The sequence below is a fragment of the Methylocaldum sp. RMAD-M genome, assembly GCF_017832375.1.
GTDB lineage: Bacteria > Pseudomonadota > Gammaproteobacteria > Methylococcales > Methylococcaceae > Methylocaldum.
Genome location: NZ_JAFIBZ010000046.1, coordinates 1 through 20,949, shown reverse-complemented (window position 1 = coordinate 20,949; position 20,949 = coordinate 1). Strand labels below are relative to the sequence as shown.

General features: G+C 52.3%; 20 protein-coding genes and 2 tRNA genes. 11 read left to right on the top strand and 11 right to left on the bottom strand.

Features of this window, described 5'->3' with window-relative positions; translation table 11 throughout:
* Window positions 1–47: 47 nt before the first annotated feature.
* From uvrA to JOD69_RS23445, 3 genes are all read left to right on the top strand, one after another.
* A complete protein-coding gene (gene uvrA, locus JOD69_RS23455; protein ID WP_086133600.1) occupies window positions 48–2,936 on the top strand; it encodes an excinuclease ABC subunit UvrA in 2,889 nt (962 codons plus the stop codon).
* Between the two features lie 357 nt (window positions 2,937–3,293).
* Entirely contained in the window at window positions 3,294–3,995 is a 702-nt protein-coding gene (locus JOD69_RS23450; RefSeq protein WP_077727953.1) for a DUF2959 domain-containing protein, read from the top strand.
* A 278-nt stretch (window positions 3,996–4,273) separates the two neighbouring features.
* Complete coding sequence (locus JOD69_RS23445) at window positions 4,274–5,554, top strand: porin (protein WP_086133599.1); 1,281 nt, start codon at window positions 4,274–4,276, stop codon at window positions 5,552–5,554.
* Window positions 5,555–5,701: 147 nt separating this feature from the next.
* Here JOD69_RS23445 and JOD69_RS23440 read toward each other — a convergent pair whose 3' ends face one another.
* Together JOD69_RS23440 and bfr are read right to left on the bottom strand one after the other, a co-directional pair.
* Window positions 5,702–5,911, bottom strand: a complete 210-nt coding sequence (locus JOD69_RS23440) for a (2Fe-2S)-binding protein (RefSeq protein WP_077727955.1) — start codon at window positions 5,909–5,911, stop codon at window positions 5,702–5,704.
* Window positions 5,912–6,036: 125 nt separating this feature from the next.
* Window positions 6,037–6,504: a bacterioferritin gene (gene bfr, locus JOD69_RS23435; protein ID WP_077727956.1), complete on the bottom strand. Its 468-nt coding sequence runs from the start codon at window positions 6,502–6,504 to the stop codon at window positions 6,037–6,039.
* A 139-nt stretch (window positions 6,505–6,643) separates the two neighbouring features.
* Here bfr and JOD69_RS25165 point away from each other — a divergent pair, with 139 nt between their 5' ends.
* From JOD69_RS25165 to JOD69_RS23410, 5 genes are read left to right on the top strand one after another with little or no spacing between them, the layout of a single operon-like run.
* The gene (locus tag JOD69_RS25165; protein ID WP_139841028.1) at window positions 6,644–7,192 is read left to right on the top strand and encodes a YcxB family protein; all 549 of its coding nucleotides are present in this window, start codon (window positions 6,644–6,646) and stop codon (window positions 7,190–7,192) included.
* Window positions 7,193–7,245: 53 nt separating this feature from the next.
* Window positions 7,246–9,135 carry an ATP-binding cassette domain-containing protein gene (locus JOD69_RS23425; protein WP_086133598.1) on the top strand — a complete coding sequence of 630 codons (1,890 nt, stop codon included), beginning with the start codon at window positions 7,246–7,248 and terminating at the stop codon, window positions 9,133–9,135.
* 31 nt (window positions 9,136–9,166) lie between these two features.
* A complete protein-coding gene (locus tag JOD69_RS23420) occupies window positions 9,167–9,667 on the top strand; it encodes a hypothetical protein (protein ID WP_086133597.1) in 501 nt (166 codons plus the stop codon).
* A gap of 27 nt (window positions 9,668–9,694) precedes the next feature.
* The gene (locus JOD69_RS23415; protein WP_245245742.1) at window positions 9,695–10,132 is read left to right on the top strand and encodes a universal stress protein; all 438 of its coding nucleotides are present in this window, start codon (window positions 9,695–9,697) and stop codon (window positions 10,130–10,132) included.
* Between the two features lie 39 nt (window positions 10,133–10,171).
* Window positions 10,172–10,747: a YbhB/YbcL family Raf kinase inhibitor-like protein gene (locus JOD69_RS23410; protein WP_205780983.1), complete on the top strand. Its 576-nt coding sequence runs from the start codon at window positions 10,172–10,174 to the stop codon at window positions 10,745–10,747.
* A gap of 19 nt (window positions 10,748–10,766) precedes the next feature.
* On the opposite strand, the gene JOD69_RS23405 is transcribed toward JOD69_RS23410, so the two are convergent.
* From JOD69_RS23405 to JOD69_RS23375, 7 genes are all read right to left on the bottom strand, one after another.
* Window positions 10,767–12,224 (bottom strand): potassium transporter TrkG, encoded by a 1,458-nt coding sequence (locus JOD69_RS23405; RefSeq protein ID WP_077727961.1) that lies wholly within the window; start codon window positions 12,222–12,224, stop codon window positions 10,767–10,769.
* A 292-nt stretch (window positions 12,225–12,516) separates the two neighbouring features.
* Window positions 12,517–12,604: transfer RNA gene (locus tag JOD69_RS23400), tRNA-Leu, on the bottom strand.
* 16 nt (window positions 12,605–12,620) lie between these two features.
* The gene (locus tag JOD69_RS23395; RefSeq protein ID WP_086133595.1) at window positions 12,621–13,268 is read right to left on the bottom strand and encodes a response regulator; all 648 of its coding nucleotides are present in this window, start codon (window positions 13,266–13,268) and stop codon (window positions 12,621–12,623) included.
* A gap of 44 nt (window positions 13,269–13,312) precedes the next feature.
* A tRNA-Ser gene (locus JOD69_RS23390) sits at window positions 13,313–13,402 on the bottom strand.
* 57 nt (window positions 13,403–13,459) lie between these two features.
* On the bottom strand, window positions 13,460–14,173 hold the full coding sequence (gene dnaQ, locus JOD69_RS23385; protein ID WP_210024336.1) for a DNA polymerase III subunit epsilon: 714 nt from the start codon (window positions 14,171–14,173) through the stop codon (window positions 13,460–13,462).
* Window positions 14,154–14,642 (bottom strand): ribonuclease HI, encoded by a 489-nt coding sequence (gene rnhA / locus JOD69_RS23380; protein ID WP_240502355.1) that lies wholly within the window; start codon window positions 14,640–14,642, stop codon window positions 14,154–14,156. The genes dnaQ and rnhA overlap by 20 nt, the downstream gene beginning before the upstream one ends.
* Window positions 14,643–14,650: 8 nt before the next feature.
* Complete coding sequence (locus JOD69_RS23375) at window positions 14,651–15,382, bottom strand: methyltransferase domain-containing protein (RefSeq protein WP_077727965.1); 732 nt, start codon at window positions 15,380–15,382, stop codon at window positions 14,651–14,653.
* 59 nt (window positions 15,383–15,441) lie between these two features.
* Here JOD69_RS23375 and JOD69_RS23370 point away from each other — a divergent pair, with 59 nt between their 5' ends.
* Window positions 15,442–17,157, top strand: a complete 1,716-nt coding sequence (locus tag JOD69_RS23370) for a LysM peptidoglycan-binding domain-containing protein (RefSeq protein ID WP_077727966.1) — start codon at window positions 15,442–15,444, stop codon at window positions 17,155–17,157.
* A gap of 42 nt (window positions 17,158–17,199) precedes the next feature.
* Here the strand turns inward: JOD69_RS23370 and JOD69_RS23365 are convergent, their stop codons facing one another.
* Window positions 17,200–18,576: an AMP-binding protein gene (locus JOD69_RS23365; RefSeq protein ID WP_086133593.1), complete on the bottom strand. Its 1,377-nt coding sequence runs from the start codon at window positions 18,574–18,576 to the stop codon at window positions 17,200–17,202.
* Window positions 18,577–18,877: 301 nt separating this feature from the next.
* Here JOD69_RS23365 and JOD69_RS23360 point away from each other — a divergent pair, with 301 nt between their 5' ends.
* The gene (locus JOD69_RS23360; protein WP_086133592.1) at window positions 18,878–19,660 is read left to right on the top strand and encodes a serine protease; all 783 of its coding nucleotides are present in this window, start codon (window positions 18,878–18,880) and stop codon (window positions 19,658–19,660) included.
* 112 nt (window positions 19,661–19,772) lie between these two features.
* Window positions 19,773–20,132 (top strand): ribosome silencing factor, encoded by a 360-nt coding sequence (gene rsfS, locus JOD69_RS23355; RefSeq protein ID WP_077727969.1) that lies wholly within the window; start codon window positions 19,773–19,775, stop codon window positions 20,130–20,132.
* 249 nt (window positions 20,133–20,381) lie between these two features.
* Here rsfS and JOD69_RS23350 read toward each other — a convergent pair whose 3' ends face one another.
* On the bottom strand, window positions 20,382–20,948 hold the full coding sequence (locus JOD69_RS23350) for a septal ring lytic transglycosylase RlpA family protein (RefSeq protein ID WP_348529982.1): 567 nt from the start codon (window positions 20,946–20,948) through the stop codon (window positions 20,382–20,384).
* Window position 20,949: the final 1 nt, after the last annotated feature.

Genomic DNA, 20,949 nt, shown 5'->3' with positions numbered 1-20,949 from the left:
GGGAATCGGCCTATAGTAACAGGTTCTGTTTTGCGCTTGAATTTTGCATGGACACGATTCAGATCCGTGGAGCCCGCACCCACAACCTCAAAAACATCGACCTAGACCTGCCCCGTGACAAGCTGATCGTCATCACGGGATTGTCCGGTTCCGGCAAGTCGTCGCTAGCGTTCGACACCATTTACGCCGAAGGGCAGCGACGCTATGTGGAGTCTCTTTCCGCTTACGCGCGGCAGTTTCTGTCGGTGATGGAAAAGCCCGACGTCGACCATATCGAGGGCTTGTCGCCGGCCATTTCCATCGAGCAGAAGTCGACTTCGCACAATCCCCGTTCGACCGTCGGCACCATCACCGAAATTTACGATTATCTCCGGCTCCTCTACGCCCGCGCCGGCATGCCCCGGTGTCCGGAGCACGGCATCTCGCTGGAGGCGCAGACCGTCAGCCAAATGGTGGACCACGTTCTCAGCCAGCCGGAGGACAGCCGCTGGATGCTGCTCGCCCCGGTGGTCAGCGAGCGCAAGGGAGAGCACGCTCAGGTGCTGGAGGACTTGCGCAGCCAAGGCTTCATCCGCGCCCGCATTGACGGCGAGATTTACGAGCTGGACGAGCCCCCCAAGCTCGACCTTCGCCGAAAGCACAGCGTCGAAGTGGTGGTCGACCGGTTCAAGGTGAGGCCGGACCTGGCCGTGCGCCTCGCGGAATCGTTCGAGACGGCGCTACGGTTGGCCGAAGGCATCGCATTGGTAGTGTCCATGGACGATTCGGAAACCGAATTGGTCTATTCGGACAAATATGCCTGCCCGCATTGCGGCTACTCCCTGAGCGAACTGGAGCCGCGGATCTTTTCCTTCAACAATCCGAAGGGAGCATGCCCGAGCTGCGACGGGCTGGGCGTCAAACAGTTCTTCGATCCTCACCTGGTCGTCCAGAATCCGCAGTTGAGTCTGGCGGGCGGCGCCGTGCGGGGCTGGGACCGTCGAAACGCCTATTACTACCATTTGGTCCAGTCGCTGGCCGAGCACTACGGTTTCGATCCGGAACAGCCATTCGGTCAACTGTCGAAATCGGTTCAGGATATCGTTCTGTACGGCAGCGGAACCGAAACGATTCCATTCAAGGTTCTGACCGCGCGCGGCGATACGCTGGTCCATCGGCATGCTTTCGAGGGGATCATTCCGAACATGGAGCGGCGCTATCGCGAAACCGATTCGATGATGGTACGAGAAGAACTGTCCAAGTATCTTTCCAGCAAGCCTTGCCCTGAATGCGAGGGGACCCGCCTGAACCGTGCGGCGAGACATGTGTTCGTAGTCGATTCCTCTCTGCCGGAGCTGACCGCCTTACCAATCAGGCGCGTACTCGAATTTTTCGGCGAACTGACGCTCACCGGGCGGCGGGGTGAAGTGGCGGCCAAGATCGTCAAGGAAATCACCGCGCGTCTCCAGTTTCTGGTCAATGTCGGGCTCGATTACCTGACCCTGGCGCGCAGCGCCGATACCCTGTCGGGCGGCGAGGCCCAGCGGATTCGCTTGGCGAGCCAGGTCGGAGCCGGCTTGGTGGGCGTGATGTACGTCCTGGACGAACCGTCGATCGGCCTGCATCAGCGCGACAATCAGCGGCTGCTCGATACCTTGCTGCGTTTGCGCGACCTGGGCAATACCGTCATAGTCGTGGAGCACGACGAGGACGCCATCCGGATTGCCGATCATGTCGTGGATATCGGGCCGGGGGCGGGGGTTCACGGTGGTCGAATCGTGGCCGAGGGGACGCCAGAAGCGATCATGGCAAACGACGATTCCCTCACCGGCCAATATCTCTCCAACCGTCTCGAGATCGCCGTGCCGGAGCGGCGTATTCCGCCCGATCCGGAGCGCGTGCTCCGGATCCGGAATGCCCGCGGCAACAATCTGAAGGGTATCGACGTTTCGTTTCCCGTGGGGCTTTTTACCTGTGTGACCGGCGTTTCGGGGTCCGGCAAATCCACTCTGATCAACGATACGCTGTTCCGCTTCGCGGCTCGCGAACTCAACGGTGCCGCCGCGATGCCGGCATCAAGCGACGGCATCGACGGACTGGAGCATTTCGACAAGGTGGTGGACATCGATCAAAGCCCTATCGGCCGCACGCCGAGGTCCAACCCCGCGACCTATACCGGGTTGTTCACGCCGATCCGGGAACTCTTCGCGGCGACCCCGGAGGCGCGGTCACGCGGCTATTCGCCGGGGCGGTTCAGTTTCAACGTCAAGGGCGGGCGATGCGAGGCTTGCGCCGGCGACGGCGTGATCAAGGTGGAGATGCACTTCCTGCCCGATATTTTCGTCCATTGCGATGTTTGCAAGGGAAAACGCTATAACCGAGAAACGCTGGAAATCCGCTACAAGGGCAAGACGATAAACGAAGTCTTGGAAATGACGGTGGAAGAAGCCAGTCAGTTCTTTTCCGCGATTCCGGCCGTTGCCCGAAAGCTCGATACTCTGATGGAGGTGGGGTTGGGCTACATCAGCTTGGGCCAGAACGCGGTGACGCTTTCCGGCGGCGAAGCTCAGCGGGTCAAACTGGCCCGCGAGTTATCGAAGCGGGACACCGGCAAAACGCTCTATATTCTGGATGAGCCGACGACCGGACTGCATTTTCACGACATTCGGCAACTTCTGGGCGTTCTGCATCAATTGCGCGATCACGGCAACACGGTGATCGTGATTGAACACAATCTGGACGTGATCAAAACCGCCGACTGGCTGGTCGACTTGGGACCGGAAGGCGGTGAAGGCGGTGGTTTAATCGTGGCGGAAGGCACCCCTGAACAGGTTGCCGAAAACAGGGCTTCCTATACCGGGGCATTCTTGAAGAAAATCTTATCGAAGTCGGTACCGCCGAACCGAGCGTTTGGCGAAGCGGTTCACAAAATCAGTCGGAAGACTGTGCGGCCGTGACCGTAGCGACAACATCAGGAGAGTTATTTATCGTAGGTGATGAGGTGGAGGCGGTGGTAGCTTGCGGATCAGAGGCGATTAGCCAGAAGATGATTAGACCTAGCGCCAGGGCTGTTACAACAACCATATGCTTTTCGCTAAGTGCTTTCACTTAATATCTCCCTTTGTATGATGAAACTCCGTTGCGAAGCTTATTGAGTTTGCGTTACGGCAACGTGACGTGGATCTTACGCAAAGTTGTTCAAGACCTCTGTAAGTGAAAAATGATAACGCTGTCACCATGAGCTTACAAACGGTTTTATACGGATTTTAAAATGGCTGTCGTTGGCTTTTCTCGAAAAACAAGCAGTGTGCGTTATGAATAAGTCCTCCAATACGAATCCAATTAGTTTTGCCGTGGTATGTCGTCAGCTCTTGGGTCCTTTGACCCGGTATTTGATATCAAAATGTCAAAAGGTCTATTTTCGCGCCGTGGAGTCGACGGGGCATCATAAGCGAGACATCCTCGTCAGTCGTGTGGAGAATGCGCGGGACAGTTTGGAAGAAGCCAAGGAGCAATTTCAAAGTGCGCTGGATAAGTTCAGCGCACTTACGGACTTTCAGGGTGGCGAGCTCGAAGACTTATATCGACAGATTAAAGTCGAGTTCGATTACAGTAAAGCCAAGGCTCTAGCAGTCAAAGACCGGATTGCGGCGGTGCAGGACGTGGCCGAGGCTCTTTTTGCAGAATGGGAGGATGAGTTGGAGCTGTACACCAACCGCAGCCTTCGAAGCAGCAGTCGGCAAAAGCTTAAGCTCACTCAGCAGCATTACGGACAATTGATTTCCGCGATGCGTCGAGCCGAGGGCAAAATCGAGCCAGTACTGAGCGTATTCCAAGATCAGGTGTTGTTTTTGAAGCATAACCTCAATGCAAAAGCGGTTGCGTCGCTGGAACATGAATTGGCAGCGATGACCGTTGGGGTTGCCGGCTTGATCACAGCCATGGAGCGTTCCATAAACCGAGCGAATGATTTCGTGTATTCGCTGAACGGTCAAAAAGCACTCCCTGCCAGTTGAACCGTTGTTTAGTGCCGAGCAGCTCGTTTCAGAAAAATTCTGATCGACTTTCTTGATACACTGTTGCTAGCTTTGCGGATGCCTTCAAGTCATCTTGATGGCCGATTGTGTCAATTGCAACAAAGTGTTGTTTTGGTGCAATTAGCCGTAAGAGCGCACCAAACAGGTGCAAAATCTTACTGATGCGTTACTTAAGTAACTGAGGGCACATTATTTTCGCCTTGGTATGGACTTTGCCTTAAGACTATCGTTCTAGAAAACATAAGAGAAAAAGCGATATGTATAAGAATTCATCCAAGATCCGAATGGGGCGTGTGGCTTTAGGCGTTCTTGCAGCGGTTTTCGCTGCCTCCGTTGGGGCTGAGGAAGCGAGCGAGCCCACCGGGTTGCTCGGCTATATGGGCGCCGATGTCAACGATACCCAATTCATGAAAAACTTGGGGCTGCAATTTGGTGGATGGATTAACGCCGGTATCACTTACAACGCGAATGAGCCCGCCGGAAGATTTAACGGGCCGGTGACGTTCAATGACCGTGCCTCCGAATTTCAACTGAATCAGCTTTACTTTTATCTGCAGCGTGCCGTCAATACAGAGGGCGATTCCTGGGATTTCGGCGGACGCTTCGACTTTATGTTCGGCACCGACGCCCAATTTACACAGGCTTACGGTTCGCCCCGCGGACATTGGGATCTCCGTCTGATGAACGAGGAGCGCTTCTATGACATCGCGCTGCCACAGGCCTACTTTGAAATATTCGCGCCTTTCGGTAACGGCATCACTGCGAAGATTGGACATTTTTACACCATCATCGGCAACGAAGTGGTGACGGCACCGGATAATTTCTTCTACTCGCATGCTTACACCATGCAGTATGGTGAGCCGTTCACCCATACCGGTGTGTTGTTGAGCTACCCGATTGATCAGAACTGGACGATAACGGCGGGGGGCGTGACCGGCAGCGACACGGGGGGGTGGGACGGTGCCTGGGATAAGGGGCTCGGCAACTGGGCCGGTATCGGCGGCGTAACCTGGACCAGCGATGGTAAGGGAACCTCGGTTGCGGTGACGGGAACCACGGGCGAAACGTCGGAGCAGGATCATAACAACTGGAGCATGTACAGCATCGTGATCAAGCACGACATCATGGAAGGGTTGCACTACACCTTTCAACATGACCACGGTTTTCAAAACAAAGCTAAAGAAGATGGTCAGGATGCGACTTGGTACGGAATCAATAACTATCTGACCTACGATCTGACTGACGAGCTTGCGGTGGGTCTCCGTGCCGAGTGGTTCCGCGATGATGACGGGGTCCGGGTCTTTTCACCAGGTAGACCTGGTGTCGTTGGGGCATCGGTTCCTGGGCCCTCAAGCTATTATGCATTCACGGCCGGTTTGAACTGGAAGCCGGTGAATTGGCTGATGGTGCGTCCGAACGTTCGGTACGATTGGGCTGATAAGGCAGACGCGTACGACAATGCTGGTGGAGCGGCAAGCTTTGCCGGTAAGAAGAGCGATCAATTCCTCTTTTCCACCGACGTGGTCATAACGTTCTAATATATCTTGGGAATTTCGTCGTGAAGGACAGGGACGTCCTCCTTCCGTACTTCTGCCTTTCACTCCGAAGAACACTCCGTTCTAACGGGGTCGACCGTTAGCCTTCTAAAGCTCAAGCGGCCCGCTGCTATCCGGAGCGGATAAAGCTTATGCGGCCTTGCGCGGGTTATGGTCTGATACCGTTTTTTCGTGCTGCAAGCATTGGCGGATAAGCTGTTTGGCCTGAACCGCACACTTGCCGCACTGATCGCACGCACCTAATTTGGAGCGCAGACTGCGCATGCTTGTCACGTCCTGTTCCTGAACGGCCTTTCGGATTTGTCCGTCGGTGACTTTCTTGCAGATACAGATGTACATAACAAGACCAGATGAAAAAACCTGATCTAAATACTAGTACAACTGATAATTATTATCAAATAAGATTTGATTTGAACTGTCTTGCCCATAGGTGGGCGAGTGATAGGGCAGGCTGGATGTGTAGATTACATCTGTGTTTGCAGGTAGTTCTGTAGTCCGATTTTTTCGATGAGGCCGAGCTGAATCTCCAGCCAATAGGCGTGGTCCTCTTCTGTGTCCTTGAGAAGCGTCAGAAGGATATCCCGCGTAACGTAATCGCCGACGCTTTCACAAAACGCCATCGCTTCTTTGAGTTCGTCGATTACTTTGTATTCTAAAGTCAGGTCATTCTTGAGCATGCCTGGAACATCCTGACCGATCTGCAGTGCGTTGCGCTTGCTGAGATCCGGCACACCTTCGAGGAATAGAATTCGGTTGATCAATCGGTCGGCATGGGACTGTTCTTCCTGCAATTCGTGATGAATGCGTTCATACAGTCGGTTAAATCCCCAATCCTTATACATCCGGGAGTGAATTAAATACTGATCGATGGAAGTCAGCTCGCCGATCAGCAAATGGTTTAAGCGCGCGATAACATCGGCATTGCCTTTCATTTTGTTCTCCGTTGTGCAGCACCAAATCCCGCTTCGGATTAGACAAGCCCACCGAAGTGAGTAAATTGAAACAGAATTACGTATACTAGTCACCCTTTAGCGCTCCGGGGATGTGCTGCCGGTTCGTCGGCGGCGCAGGGTGTTAGACAATTTCTGTGATAGACGCATGACCCAAATAGAATACGAAGTCCGCGAACAGGATCTGGTTGCCTTCAACGAACATCAATTGCAGAACTCCGCGAGTTGGCAGAAAACCTTACGTCGTCACCAGGCGATCTTCCCCGGTATCATGGCGCTCATCGCGCTGTTCTTGTGGTTTTACTATCAGGATACGCTTTCCGCGATCTACGTAGGTGTGATCGCTGCATTATGGGGCATTTTGACCCCCCTCTATTTCAAGGGAAGCCTGCGCAGACAGATCCGGAAACTGTACTCGGATGAAGAAAGAGCTTGCATCCTCGGTACATATACCTTGCGGGCCGAGCCGCATGTTTTGGTAGAGGTCAACCGGAACGGCGAGTCTCGGATGAAATGGGCCGATATTCTTCGCGTCGAGATGACCAAAAAATACGCCTTTCTTTTCGTAGGCATTGACACGGCTCTGATCATCCCCCGTGCTACCGTCAAAAAAGGGGACCTCCATGAGTTTGTCAAAGAAGCCGACCGGCGAATCGAGCAGGCTGCTTAATTCCGCGCTGCCTTTCCGGCTAATGACCGGTGCCGGCTTGGCACCCCATTGGCATGCTTAATTTCAAATCGGTCGCGTTAAGGCGAGGCCAGCGTCTTCTGTTTGACGAGGCTTCCTTCACCATCCATAGCGGTGAGAAGGTCGGTATCACTGGCGCGAACGGAGCCGGTAAATCCAGTTTGTTTCGTCTGGTTCTGGGCGAGATTCATGTCGATGCCGGCGAAATTTCGATGCCGCCGAATTTGGATATCGCCCATGTGGCCCAAGAAACCCCGGCTAGCGATCAGAACGCCTTGGACTATGTCATGGACGGTGATCGCGAATTGCGTCTCATCCAGGCCGGTCTTCACGACGCGGAGAAAAGCGGCGATGGTGAGAAGCTGGCACTGCTCCATTCTCGCCTAGACGCGATCGGAGGTTATGAAGCCAAGGCGCGCGCCGCCAAACTGATGTCCGGTCTCGGGTTTTCGCCGGGCGATGAGGCCAAGCCGGTAAATCGGTTTTCTGGCGGATGGCGAATGCGCCTCAACCTCGCGCAAGCGCTGATGTGTCGGTCGGATATGCTGCTTCTCGACGAACCGACCAATCACCTTGACTTGGATGCCGTGATTTGGCTTCAAGAGTGGCTGTCCCGATATGCCGGTACTCTGCTTTTGATTTCTCATGATCGGGATTTTCTTGATGATATCGTCGATCATGTGCTTCATATCGAGAACCAAAAGGTTACGCTGTATTCCGGAAACTATTCGGCATTCGAGGCGAGACGAGCGGAACTCTTGGGGCAACAACAAGCGGCCTATGAAAGACAGCAGCGCGAAGTCGCGCGTATTCAGTCGTTCGTAGATCGATTTCGTGCGCAAGCTACCAAGGCACGCCAGGTGCAAAGCCGCCTCAAGGCGTTGAGCAAGCTGGAATTGATTGCCGCGGCGCATGTCGACTCGCCTTTCAAATTTTCTTTTCTGCCGCCGGATAAGCTGCCTTCGCCTTTGTTGAAGCTGGATGAGGCTGGCGTGGGGTACGGTTCGACGCCTATCTTAAGCGGCGTTAATCTGACGTTGAATCCGGGCGAGCGGATAGGCCTTTTAGGCACAAATGGCGCAGGCAAATCCACCCTGATCAAATTATTGGCCGGTGTTTTGAGCCCAAGCTGCGGAGAGCGTTTGGAAGCGCAAGACCTGAGGGTCGGTTATTTTGCACAACACCAGCTCGAACAGTTGCGGGTCGATGAAAGTCCCCTTAAGCATTTGCAGCGACTTGATCCAAATGCGGCAGAAAAGGATTTGCGCAATTTTCTTGCCGGTTTTGGTTTTTGCGGCGACCAGACATTGGCCGCAGTCGCGCCGTTTTCCGGTGGCGAGCGTGCCCGGCTTGCATTGGCTCTTTTGATTTATCAGAAGCCGAATCTTTTGTTGCTGGACGAGCCCACCAACCATCTCGATCTGAACGCACGTGACGCGCTTACGCTGGCCTTGCAGGATTATCAGGGAGCGATGGTGCTCGTTTCTCACGATCGCCATTTGCTCCGAACGGCTGCCGACGATTTCTGGTTAGTCGCCGACGGAAAGGCTGAGAAATTCGCTGGTGACTTGGATGATTACAGGCAGTGGCTGAGCAATCGGCGTGCCATATCGCAAGCTTCGGCCGAAAGCAAGGCGGCACCGTCCCGCAAAGATCAACGGCGCCTGGATGCGGAGCGGCGGCGTGCGTTGAGACCCTTTCAGCAGGCGCTGGAACGGGCTGAAGCCTCTTTGGAGAAATTGACGTTCGAAAAGCGGCGTCTCGAAGAGCGGCTGGCAGATCCTGCGCTGTACGAGGGTGACTCGAAGGCGGACTTACAGTCTTTGCTCCTTGAAAAAGCTGAAATTGACCGCCTACTGGTGGAAACCGAGTCCGCCTGGTTGGAGGCAAGTGAGGTGTTGGAATCGGTCTCGGGTGAAACTTGAGCGAGTTCGAATTTGCTGCCGAAGTGTAAACATGCCGCTGATAAAGCTGTTTCTCGATATCTGTTTTTTTAAGAAAGGACCTCGGGATGTTCCTGCGTCGAGCTTGCTGTTAGGGCTCGCGGTTCTCGCCTACTTGATCGTAGGTGTCGTGCTGCTCGGATTGGAACGCGATTGGAGCGGAGCGGTCGTCGAGGCCGTGGTTGAAGCTTTAATGCTGTTCGGCTTTCTTTATATGGCACTCTATTTGAGCCAGGGGATTCCCCGCCTGCAACAAACGGCGACCGCTTTATACGCATGTGATGCTTTGATCAGCGCAGCCGCTATTCCGCTCCTTGCCTGGCTGCTAGTGACACCGGAAGCCAAAGGGGTTTACATTTTTCTGACGCTTCTGATGCTTTGGCACTTGGCGGTAATTGGGCATATTTTGCGACATGCTTTGGCCATTTCATTCTTTGTCGGCTTGGGGTTGGCTTTCGGGTACGTAGTCGTAAGCTATCAAGTTATGATAGTCCTGTTTGGTCAAACCATGTGAGCGCAAGCAGAGAATAGGAGACTGGTGATGACGTACCGGCAGATTTTATTGGCAGCCGATTTTTCCGAGCACGGGGAACAGGTGATCCAGCAGGCTCAGGATTTGGCGAAAAAGTACGACGCCAGACTTAGCATTATCCATGTCGTGGAAAATATGCCGGTCATGGATTCGTCTTATGGGCCGATTGTGCCGTTCGACATCGATCTGACAGATCAGATGATGGATGCGGCGCGGAAGCGTTTGGCAGAGATCGCCGATCGTTTGGCTATCCCTCAAGACAATCGCTGGGTTGAAATCGGAAGTCCCAAGGTGGAGATTATCCGCATTGCCAAGGAGCTGCAGGCAGATCTAATTATCATCGGATCGCATGGCAGGCACGGCATCAGTCTGTTGCTCGGTTCTACGGCCGCCAGCGTGATTCACCATGCTGAGTGCGACGTTCTGGCTGTTCGTCTCCGGGGTTAGATTTTGATTTCTCATTGATTGACAAGGAGGTCAAGGATTATGAATTTGTTTAATCGCTGGATGTGGATGCTGCTGGGTGGTGCGCTGCTAATCGCCAGTGATGCAGTCATTTCAGAGGAGTTTAAAGGAGGGCAGGGCATGTCCATGAAGATCGAATCGTCAGCATTTATGCATAACGGCGATATGCCACAGCGCTTCACTTGTGACGGTCAAGACGTGTCGCCGCCGTTGTCCTGGTCCGGGATTCCCGAGGGCGCGAAAAGCTTGGTGTTGATTGTGGACGATCCCGATGCACCGGATCCGAGGGCGCCGAAGATGACATGGGTCCACTGGGTGCTCTACAACATTCCGACAAGCTCGAGCGGTTTATCGGAGGGAATTTCGTCGCAGTCTTTGCCCGCCGACACTGCCGAAGGAGTCAACGATTGGAAGCGGACGGGCTATGGCGGGCCATGCCCGCCAGTAGGGCGGCATCGGTATTTCCATAAGCTTTACGCACTCGATACTGTTTTGTCTGCACTGCATAAGCCCACGAAAGCCCAGCTCGAAAAAGCCATGCAAGGACATGTTTTGGCGCAGGCCGAGTTGATCGGCGTTTATCAGCGTATTAAATGATACTGGCCGACGAATCTTCTTATTTTTTCCAGTATGCCGGCGTAAACAAAATCAGCGCCGTAAAAACCTCAATGCGGCCGAGAAACATGGCCAGGGTACAGGTCCATGTCTGGAAATCCGTTAGCCCCGCGAAATTGCCGGCTGGCCCTACCTGGTTTAGTCCGGGACCCATGTTGTTGATGCAGGCAATGATGGCGGAAAAGGACGAGACGAAATCTAGGCCACTGATGACCAGCAACAAGGTCAGAATCACGACGCTCATGAAATAGACGAAGATGAATCCGAGTACCGCGAGAATAATATTCGATGGAATGACCATGTTGCCAAGCTTGAGGGGGTTCACGGTCGTGGGATGCGTCAGTATGAGCATCTGCAGCTGACTTTGCTTGACCAGAATTAGGGTTCTCATCATTTTGATGCCGCCACCGGTGGAGCCGGTGCAGGCTGAGACGGAGCTCAAGAAGAGCATCCATAGCGGCGCAAATAATGGCCATTGGTTGAAGTCGACGCTGGCGTAGCCACAATCGGTAGCTGCGGAGACCAGATTGAAGCTCGTGTGTCGAAAGGCTGTCCAATAGTCAGCATAAGTACCCTGCTGCCAAAGATAGAAAGCGACACCCACGCAGCTGGCGATAATTAGGATCAGAAAAGGCGCCACCTCGATATCATGCTTGTAAGGGGCAAAGGTCCTGCTATGGATCGCCAGGAAGTGCGTGGCAAAATTGATTCCCGCGAGCAGCATGAAAATGGTGAGGACGCCCTCGATTTGCGGCGAATCGAAATAGCCTATGCTGGCATCGTGTGTTGAAAACCCGCCTAGCCCCATGGCGGAAAAGGCATGACAGATTGCGTCCAGCCAGTTCATCCCAGCTAGTTTGAGCGATCCGATACAGATGACGGTAATGCCGGCATAAACCAGCCAGAGGTTTTTGGCTGTCTCGGTAATGCGAGGAGTGAGTTTGCTCTCCTTCATGGGGCCTGGGGTCTCGGCCATAAACAACTGCCGTCCGCCGACACCGAGTACCGGCAGAATTGCGACAACTAAAACGATGATTCCCATGCCTCCCAGCCATTGAAGTTCGTGTCGCCATAAGTTGATGGCCGGAGGCAGTTCATCCAAACCAGTCAGGATTGTTGCGCCGCTCGTTGTGAGCCCGGACATGGCTTCGAAATAGGCGTCGGTGAATGACAAATCCTTGAGGTAGGACATCAGAGGAAAGGTCGCGAACGCCGCCATTCCCGTCCAGGCGAGCACCACGAGCAAGAACCCATCCTTGGCTTTCAATTCGCGCTGGAATTTTCTCGTCGTGAGCCACAAAAGTCCGCCTGCGGCTAGAGTGAGCAGCATGTCTTCGATAAACAACGAAACCGTCCCGTCACGGTAACTTAACGAGGTCAGGATAGGTAACGCGTAAGTCACGCTGAAAACCATCAGCATTAGGCCGAAAACTCTAGCGAGGGATAAGAATCGATTCATCTGACAAGAACCCTATAACGCCAAACCAAAGGGTCACTAAAAGAAACTCTCGACCCGCGGTCGAAAGAGCGAGGAATTGCGCTTGTCTGCAATCGATTCCACCTTAGATATCGCTAGATTGACCCTGAAACATACCTCGATTGGCTGTTTCGTTGAAAGGCGGGAGTTTTGGTGTAAAGCTGACTGAAGGAAGTCAGCCATGGCTGGCGATTGTGTGGAGTATCGTAGAGCCGTTGATGATGGATTGAGTCGATAGATACAGCATGAGTCAGCCGTTCACGGAAAGCGGGTTTGGTGCCTCGGGCCGGAATCGAACCGGCACGCCGGGTTAGGGCGCGGGATTTTAAGTCCCGTGTGTCTACCTATTCCACCACCGAGGCAAATAGACTTGAATCCTCATCGGAGGGGAGTGTCGCTGATAAGGTCGTATCTTGTCGCTAACCGAGTCAGCTCTACGTCGTTCTTGACAGACAGTTTGTCATACGCCCGATACCGGTATGTATTGACCGTTTTGGGGCTTATCGTCAGCATGTCCGCCATGTCCTGAATCGACAGGCCTTGAAGTGTCATGATGACGACTTGCAGTTCGCGGTACGATAGATCGTTAAACGGCGACGAGGATTGATCGGCCAGTTTGGCCAAGGCCATTTTACTGGCAACGTCCTGACTAAGATATCGTTTGCCCTCGGATACCGTCCGAATAGCATTGATCAACTCGCTGATAGGACAGCTCTTCGAAACATAGCCGTGAGCGCCCAAGTTTAGGAGTTGGTGCGGGAATGGTCCATCAGCATACACACTCAAAGCCACAATTTTCACCAGTGGATGTTTTTGACTGATCTTTCGGCATGCTTCAATCCCGCCTATACCCGGCATATTGATATCCATAACGATCAAGTCGGGACTCAGCCGGTCGGCTTGCTCGATGGCCTCTTCGCCCGAGCACGCTATACCGATTACCTTCATGTCCTCGGCTTCGTTCAGTAAGTGCTCGATGCCCGCTCGAACCAGTTCATGATCATCTACCAGGAGAATGCCGATCATAACGTCAATGGCTAAAACTGGACTAGAGCGCTTACCTTAGAATATGGCGGAGAGGGAGGGATTCGAACCCCCGGACGGGATCAACCGTCAACGGTTTTCAAGACCGCCGCTTTAAACCGCTCAGCCACCTCTCCTCGATTCATCAAACATTCTCCTATAAGGATAACGTATAAGCCTCTTCGGTTCTATCTTTACGCTTTCCAGAGACATTTCCCGTTGCTTGCCTTATCGATAGCATCAAGTCTGGCGGCATGCGCTTGGAGTTCCGTTTCGCTGCAACGGATTATTTTAAGCTGAGGGCGATTTATTGAGAGGGTCAAGTTTGGCGTTTGCTGTAATTTGTCCGTACCCTCATCTGTCGATTCCGGCTCCAATACCAGTAAAGTCTGGCCACCGGTCATGGCGAGATAGACTTCGGCTAGGATCTCGGCATCGAGTAGAGCGCCGTGCAGTTCTCTGTGTCGATTGTCTACACCATATCGTTTGCACAATGCGTCCAGATTGTTGCGCTGTCCGGGATGTTTCTTTTTGGCGAGCACCAACGTATCCAGAACGGTGCAATATTCCGCCACGCTGGCAAAGCCGCTGGATAGCAATTGCAGTTCATGGTTGAGAAAGCCCACATCGAACGGAGCATTGTGGATAACCAGTTCAGCGCCTTTGATATAAGCCAAAAGGTCCTCGGCGATATCGGCAAAGCGAGGTTTATCGGCTAGAAATTCGGCACTCAGTCCATGTACCTCAACGGCTCCTGGATCAATGTTCCGCTCTGGATTCAGATAGACGTGAAAGCGATTTCCTGTCAGCCTGCGACTGATGAGTTCCACGCAGCCGATTTCAATGATGCGGTGCCCTTCTGCAGGGTCGAGCCCAGTTGTTTCAGTATCAAGTACGACTTGTCGCATGAATTGTTTTCGCCTGTTCTGGCGCTGTAGGTTCTAACAGTTCGTCTATCCCTCGGTTGGCAAGTGCGTCGGCGCGCTCATTCTCGATATGCCCGGTGTGTCCCTTTATCCATTTCCACTCGACGCTATGGTCTTGTTGAGCGGCTACGAGACGCTGCCAAAGATCGACGTTCTTGACCGACTTCTTTGCTGATGTTTTCCACCCTCGTCGGATCCAGTCCGGTAACCACTCGGAAATGCCCTTGAGAACATAAAGAGAATCAGTCGTTATGCAGACCTTGCTGGGTCTTTTCAAGGCTTCCAATCCTTTGATTGCCGCCATGAGCTCCATGCGGTTATTCGTAGTGTTGGGCTCTGCTCCGTAGAGCTCCATCTCTTTGCTTTTGTACTTCAACACTACGCCCCACCCGCCGGGTCCCGGATTGCCGCGGCAAGCGCCATCCGTGTAGATGTTAACTGTGTTAGTCACGGTGCCTCTTACTGTAAAGTTTCGAGCATGTGGCTGGGCACTAAACCCGGTGCGCTGACCCATTTTGGCGTGATTGGTATCAACGTGTAAGTTCTTTTAACCGCCTTTATGCCGAATGCGAATGACAGATTAGCGCGAGATTTGCTGAAAAATGAGTTGGGTCTTTGTATCACTTTGGACGACGCAATGCTGAATGCCGCACTGTATTCAGCATCGAATTTTAGAAGGCTCAACCAGTCTAATAAGCGGTAGCAGCTGATAAAGTTGAGCTGCCAAAATGATGAGCGTCGCGGAAGATATTGAAGGATGCCGTGCACGCTCCAGGGATTAAAGCCAAGGACGAAGAGTCTGCCATTAGGTTTTAGCACGCGTTCAACCTCGTGTAAGACTTCGTGCTTGTTGATTTCGAAGTCGATGACATGAGGCAAAATTAAGATATCTATGCTTGCGGTCGCGACGGGTAGTGCGTTTGGATACCCCGTGATTACCTGTTTGGTATAAGGCTCGCCCCGATGCTCAGCGCTAACAAGGACGAAGTTATGAATAAATATTTCATCAATATATAAATTCTCGCATCCTAGTAAGCCGACTTGTAAAATTTTTTGATTGTAAGTAGGATTCAGCGAACTTTGGAGGTAGGATGCCTCGATGGTTTGTAGTATTTGCCCTAGGGTTGTGGCGTGATACCACTCCAGAAATACCTGGCGAGGGTGAGGCGACGGTGTGCGTTTGGTTTTCATTGACTAAACTGCTGGTATGCCGCTATAAATCACCCGAATAGAACTCTGAGGTAGACACGATGAGACGGCCAAAACGCGATGTAAAGTTGCTCTGTTATGCATCAGCTTTTGCCTTGTCTCTAAGTGCCTGTACGCATCACGCCGGGAAGACGAAGACGGACAACAGTTTTACCGACAATTCTCAATCGGCGTCAACGCCGAACAGCAAAAATTCCCGCGTCTTTCATATCTCTAAGAATACCAGCCGCTGGTTTAGGAAAAAGGACAAAGCCTCTACCGGTCGTCATAATGGCAAGAGCCTGGCCGAATATGACAGTTTGTGGGATCGATTGTTCGATTCGTACAATTTGCCGCCTGTTGAGCACGAGGAAATAGATCGTGAACTCGAATGGTTCGTCAATCATCCGACCTACGTGGATCGTGTACAGAAAAGGGCCGAACCTTTTCTCTATTCTATCGTGAAGCAGTTCGAAAAGAATGATATTCCAGGCGAGTTGGCGCTTTTGCCTGTCATCGAGAGTGCATTCCAGCCTGATGCAGTGTCTCCGGCTAAAGCCGCGGGCCTATGGCAATTCATTCCTTCTACCGGGCGGCTTTACGGCTTAAAACAGAGCCGTTCATATGATGGTCGACGTGATGTGTACGCATCAACTCGAGCGGCGATCAAATATTTGAAGAAACTTCATTCCGATTTTAATGGCGATTGGTTGCTTGCAATAGCGGCTTACAATTGTGGTGAGGGTGCAGTTGCCAGAGCCATTCAGAAGAACGAGGCCAGAAATAAGCCTACCGATTTCTGGTCGTTGGATTTGCCGGGAGAAACACGCACCTATGTCCCGCGTCTCTTGGCTGTTGCGAAGTTATTCGCGGAGGCTGAACAGTACGGCATTGACTTACATCACATTCCCAACGAAGCCTTGTTTAAGCCGGTAAAGATAAGCACGCAACTGGACCTGGCGCTCGCGGCTGATGCGGCCGATATCTCCTTGGACAAGCTTTACGAGTTGAACCCCGGTTTTAAGCGCCAATACGCCGACATCGAAGGCAGTTATAGGTTGTTTATCCCTGCCGACAAGAAAATCAGCGAATTTAAGCAAGAGTTGGAACGGTTGGCGCAACAAAGCCAACCTCTAGATGGGGGGCGCCCATCGATCGCTGACGAGCTGATCGCTGCGCGGGACTCGAAATTGGCAAATGCTGACGTTGCTTGGGAATCCGGCAGGGCACATGGCAGTTACTCCGAAAAGAACGGTAAGTTCCAGAAGGTGCGAAAAGGCAAATTAGAAGAAAAAGCACGCCGTGGTCGGGGCGTCGTATCTTTTGCGTCCAAGCCTTCTGGCAAAGTAATCGGGAAAATCAGAGGCGGGGACAGTGTTGCGGCAGTTTCCGCAAAAGGAAAATCTGCTGAGTCTCTAAATAAACGGTCGACTTATACCGTTCAGTCGGGTGACACGCTTTGGTCTATCGCAAGGAAACATTCCGTTGATGTTGAGCAGTTAGCTAAGTGGAATGGTGTATCGGCAAAGACTGGCGTCAAGGCTGGCCAAAATTTAGTGCTTTGGAACAAGGACGCCGCCAAGAAGCTGGCAATCGCTAGTTCTGGGATTAAGTCTTCGCAGTCGATTAGTTATACCATTCGGCAAGGCGATACGCTGTTTTCCATCTCGAAACGATTTAAAGTCAGTGTGGCTGACTTGCGCAAGTGGAATGGTTCTAAGATCGAAAAACACATTCAACCGGGCACAAGTATCATGGTCCAGGTCGAGAGGGACTAGCAAAAATATCTTGGTTTTGTAAGAGTGCCCTCAAAGTGGAGATCAGGATCGGATCTCCAGCTTTTCCGGCAACGGCACATGGCTGGTAACATAACGGTATTTTCCTGAAGCCTCCGGCGGTAGGTTATCCACCGTATTGACCTCTACCCGTACGTCTCGTCCCATCCTGCTCTGCAGCTGTTTCACGATTTCATCCTTTGCGCTCTCGTGCCAGATGGGGCTTGGAACGACCATAACATCAAGTTGAGTTGTTGATGGTTGAATAATCTTGAATTCGTGAACCCCTTCGATTGCACGTAGCACATAGATGACCGCCAGGGCGTGCATGATCGTTCCATCGGGGCGAACTACGAAATCGGTGGTTCTGCCCATGATCTCCGAGATCACATGTAAGCCACGACCTACGTTGCACAATTCGTCGGTTTGTCGTGCCATATCGCCGGTGCGGTAACGGATAAACGGTTGAGCCTCCGAATATAGGTTTGTGACAACAACTTCTCCAATTTCACCGGGGGCGACGGGCATCCCGTTATCGTCCAAAATCTCGACAATGAGGCTTTCGCTGTTAACCAGCATTTGGCCTTGCGGCGATTCGAGCGCAATCAACCCACCGTCGCGGCATCCATATTCATTCGATACAGGTTTATCGAAGACTTCCTCGATTAACGCTCTCTGTTCAGGAAATAGGGGCTCTCCGGTGGTGCACACAACTTTGAGGCGTGACAACTTCGGGACCCTGTTCCGGCTCTTTGCGTAGGATGCCAAGAGACTCAAACTACTCGCGTAGCCATAGATGCAGGCGGGATTAAATGATTGAATTATTTTGAGATAATCGCTCATCCTGCTCTCCGACATCTCAAAGGCATTCAGAAGCAATTGATTAAAGAGTCGATCCCTTATTTTTTTAACAAGATCTGTTTTATTGAGTTCTACCGGCGCCCCCCATAAAAACACTTCGGGTTCACCAACTTCTATCTTCCACCATCGGCGTGCGCGCATGCGCGAGGCGGCGTCAGCAGCTTGCCGCTTTCTGCCGAAATAAAAGATCAACGGTTGGCCACTTGACCCTCCTGTATTGTAGCGATGCGCGCCTCCCGGAACGTTTTTCCAAACTATGCGATCTCTGTTAACGGACGCGTCCGCCTTGTTCATTGTCGGCAAGCGGCGAAGATCGTCGAAGGTTAGGTCGCGACTGGCGGTTAAGTCGAGGCCCGACGCACGGATTCGTTCCGCATGCCAAGGGCTATGATCATCGGCTATGTGCAACAAGGCCAGCAATTTCTCCATCTGCATCCTTTCGACCGCTTCACGCGAAAGCCACTGTGTTTTTTCCAATTCGGCTAGATAGGTAAACGTGGGGCGGCTTACCATCCGTTCATGAACAGGGTAGACCAACCATTTGACGAGGTTTGGATGCATGGTAGAAGAGTGCTGTATAGGAGTAATTATTAGTGTGGACTGCCGATTGCTTGCGAATCGCGTCCAAATGCCCTAAGTGTATAAACACGTTTGGCCTAAAAGTCTCGTGGCCCACCGGATTGCCACGAGAGGTTATTCCGCGTAGGAGCGATTCTTGTAAACCAGGCCAGAGTGAATGGCAAGCTCTTCTTTTCTCACTAAGCGCATTGACGAATAGTGCCTAATCATAATAGAAACAGAACCTGAGCCGATCGATTCATCGGATAATTGTTAGTGGCGAATTCTTTCCTTACAGATTTGAATGCGACTCAAGAATTTGTGTCTAGCCGGTATCGGAATTTTCAGTACAAGCTTAGGCTTTAGCGCCAGAATTCATGCCGACGAACTGCCCGATATAATAGAAAAGATTAAACCGGCCATCGTCGGGATCGGAACTTATCAAAGAACGCGAACCCCGCCGGCGATCTTCCGGGGGACTGGTTTCGCGATTAGCGACGGCTTGCACATCTTGACGAACGCACATGTTCTTCCGGAAGCGATTGACAGATCAAAATTCGAAATGTTGGCTGTTTTCACTCGCGACGGCGAAAAGCAAAGCGTGCGACAGGCTATTGAAATTGCAACGGATGAGTCTCATGACATTGCTGTGCTAAGAATCGGCGGGTCGCCTTTGCCATTTATGCGATTAGGAGACTCGAGTAAGGTTCGGGAGGGAGAGTCATACGCCTTTACGGGATACCCGATCGGCATGGTTCTGGGACTTAATCCGGCTACACATCGAGGAATCGTTTCTGCCATAAGTCCCATCGCGATCCCGGCACATACGTCGCAGCGGCTGAACCCCAAAATCATCCGTCGACTTTCCGAGCCCTACGATGTTTTTCAGCTCGATGCGACGGCTTACCCGGGAAACAGCGGGAGTCCGCTGTACGATGTCAAAAGCGGCAGCGTTGTTGGGATAATTAACAAGGTCTTTGTCCAGGAGACGAAAGAGAATCTTCTTGAGCGGCCGAGTGGAATTAGCTATGCAATCCCGATTCGCTACGCCGTGAGCTTATTGAACGAGAATGGCATAAAACGGTAGAGACTCTAAGGTCGTGGGGCGCGTTCAAGGGAGATTTTCGCGGCATTTTCCGGTCCTAGAGAATGACAAATGACGATAATTCAATTGGGAGAAAATCCTTTTGCATAGACACATGACTACAGATCAATTGTTGCAGGTTGTATTGCTGGCTTTAGATGATGGCAAGGGTAAGGACATTAAAGTAATAGACGTTCGGAAAAAAACCGGCATTGCAGATTTTATGGTAATCGCTAGCGGTACTTCGGAACGGCACGTGAAATCACTGGCTGAGCACGTGATTGACGAGGCGAAAAATAACGAGGTCCAGCCGCTCGGCGTCGAAGGGCAGGGTGGTGGCGAGTGGGTCTTGGTGGACCTGGGGGATGTGATCGTCCATGTGATGAAGCCTCAAACGCGAGAGTTTTATCAGCTCGAGAAATTCTGGCAGGCTGATTATTCGCCGCTTTATGCGGTGGCCAGTGCGGCGCATTGAACGACTTCGATGTGGTCGTTTCGCCTGTTGAGAGATGTCATGAAGTAAGCAGATGACGAGGGGGAAATCAGTGGGATTACCGGTTTACCTCGTTCTGGGCTCGATTTTCAGACCCGTTTTGATACGGTTCGGGTGCATTGCCGTTTGTGCATTGTGCGGCGAAACGGGACAGTGACCGTTTGAGATCACTAGGACGACGTTTTTTCGAAGATGTCGATCGCAAGCTTTCGAAGCGTTGAGAAAGAGGATCTAATCAAGCGCCATCACCTCTACCCGAGCCGTTCCTTTTATGCCAAGTGCTTTGGCGGCGGCATGGGACAGATCGATTAGTCTACTCGTGATGAATGGTCCACGATCATTGACGATCACCTCCACTGATCGTTTGTTTGTTAGATTGGTCACTCGCACCCGTGAAGGCAAGGGAAGTGTGCGATGCGCGGCGGTTAGTGCGTTGGGGTTGAAGCGTGATCCCATAGCTGTCCGATGCCCAGATTCCCATCCATACCAGGATGCCACTCCTTTGGCTTTATAGCCTCTGGCGCTTTTCAACGGGTAATACGTTTTTCCTTTTACCCGATACGGTTGGTTATAGCTCTGTTTTCGGGGGTGTCGCTCGGTGGTCGCAATATTTTTCTCGGATTTGAAAGGCCGATAATCCGATTGTGTGGCGCACCCCGGCAAAAGCATGGCTCCCAGCAAAAACCATCCGATCTTTGATGCCGGAGTTATGCTCGAAAGTTGTGGATGAGGGGCTGAGGTAGGCGGCGTATTCTTGATGGTCTTCGAGGTCATCAATTCCTGTTGAGAGGAGCGAATA

What these genes read in the sequence shown, in the direction of transcription:
- uvrA (WP_086133600.1), top strand. Translation starts at nt 48, where the DNA reads ATGGACACGATTCAGATCCGTGGAGCCCGCACCCACAACCTCAAAAAC.
- JOD69_RS23450 (WP_077727953.1), top strand. Translation starts at nt 3,294, where the DNA reads ATGAATAAGTCCTCCAATACGAATCCAATTAGTTTTGCCGTGGTATGT.
- JOD69_RS23445 (WP_086133599.1), top strand. Translation starts at nt 4,274, where the DNA reads ATGTATAAGAATTCATCCAAGATCCGAATGGGGCGTGTGGCTTTAGGC.
- JOD69_RS23440 (WP_077727955.1), bottom strand. Translation starts at nt 5,911, where the DNA reads ATGTACATCTGTATCTGCAAGAAAGTCACCGACGGACAAATCCGAAAG.
- bfr (WP_077727956.1), bottom strand. Translation starts at nt 6,504, where the DNA reads ATGAAAGGCAATGCCGATGTTATCGCGCGCTTAAACCATTTGCTGATC.
- JOD69_RS23425 (WP_086133598.1), top strand. Translation starts at nt 7,246, where the DNA reads ATGCTTAATTTCAAATCGGTCGCGTTAAGGCGAGGCCAGCGTCTTCTG.
- JOD69_RS23420 (WP_086133597.1), top strand. Translation starts at nt 9,167, where the DNA reads ATGCCGCTGATAAAGCTGTTTCTCGATATCTGTTTTTTTAAGAAAGGA.
- JOD69_RS23415 (WP_245245742.1), top strand. Translation starts at nt 9,695, where the DNA reads ATGACGTACCGGCAGATTTTATTGGCAGCCGATTTTTCCGAGCACGGG.
- JOD69_RS23410 (WP_205780983.1), top strand. Translation starts at nt 10,172, where the DNA reads ATGAATTTGTTTAATCGCTGGATGTGGATGCTGCTGGGTGGTGCGCTG.
- JOD69_RS23405 (WP_077727961.1), bottom strand. Translation starts at nt 12,224, where the DNA reads ATGAATCGATTCTTATCCCTCGCTAGAGTTTTCGGCCTAATGCTGATG.
- JOD69_RS23395 (WP_086133595.1), bottom strand. Translation starts at nt 13,268, where the DNA reads ATGATCGGCATTCTCCTGGTAGATGATCATGAACTGGTTCGAGCGGGC.
- dnaQ (WP_210024336.1), bottom strand. Translation starts at nt 14,173, where the DNA reads ATGCGACAAGTCGTACTTGATACTGAAACAACTGGGCTCGACCCTGCA.
- JOD69_RS23375 (WP_077727965.1), bottom strand. Translation starts at nt 15,382, where the DNA reads ATGAAAACCAAACGCACACCGTCGCCTCACCCTCGCCAGGTATTTCTG.
- JOD69_RS23370 (WP_077727966.1), top strand. Translation starts at nt 15,442, where the DNA reads ATGAGACGGCCAAAACGCGATGTAAAGTTGCTCTGTTATGCATCAGCT.
- JOD69_RS23365 (WP_086133593.1), bottom strand. Translation starts at nt 18,576, where the DNA reads ATGCATCCAAACCTCGTCAAATGGTTGGTCTACCCTGTTCATGAACGG.
- JOD69_RS23360 (WP_086133592.1), top strand. Translation starts at nt 18,878, where the DNA reads ATGCGACTCAAGAATTTGTGTCTAGCCGGTATCGGAATTTTCAGTACA.
- rsfS (WP_077727969.1), top strand. Translation starts at nt 19,773, where the DNA reads ATGACTACAGATCAATTGTTGCAGGTTGTATTGCTGGCTTTAGATGAT.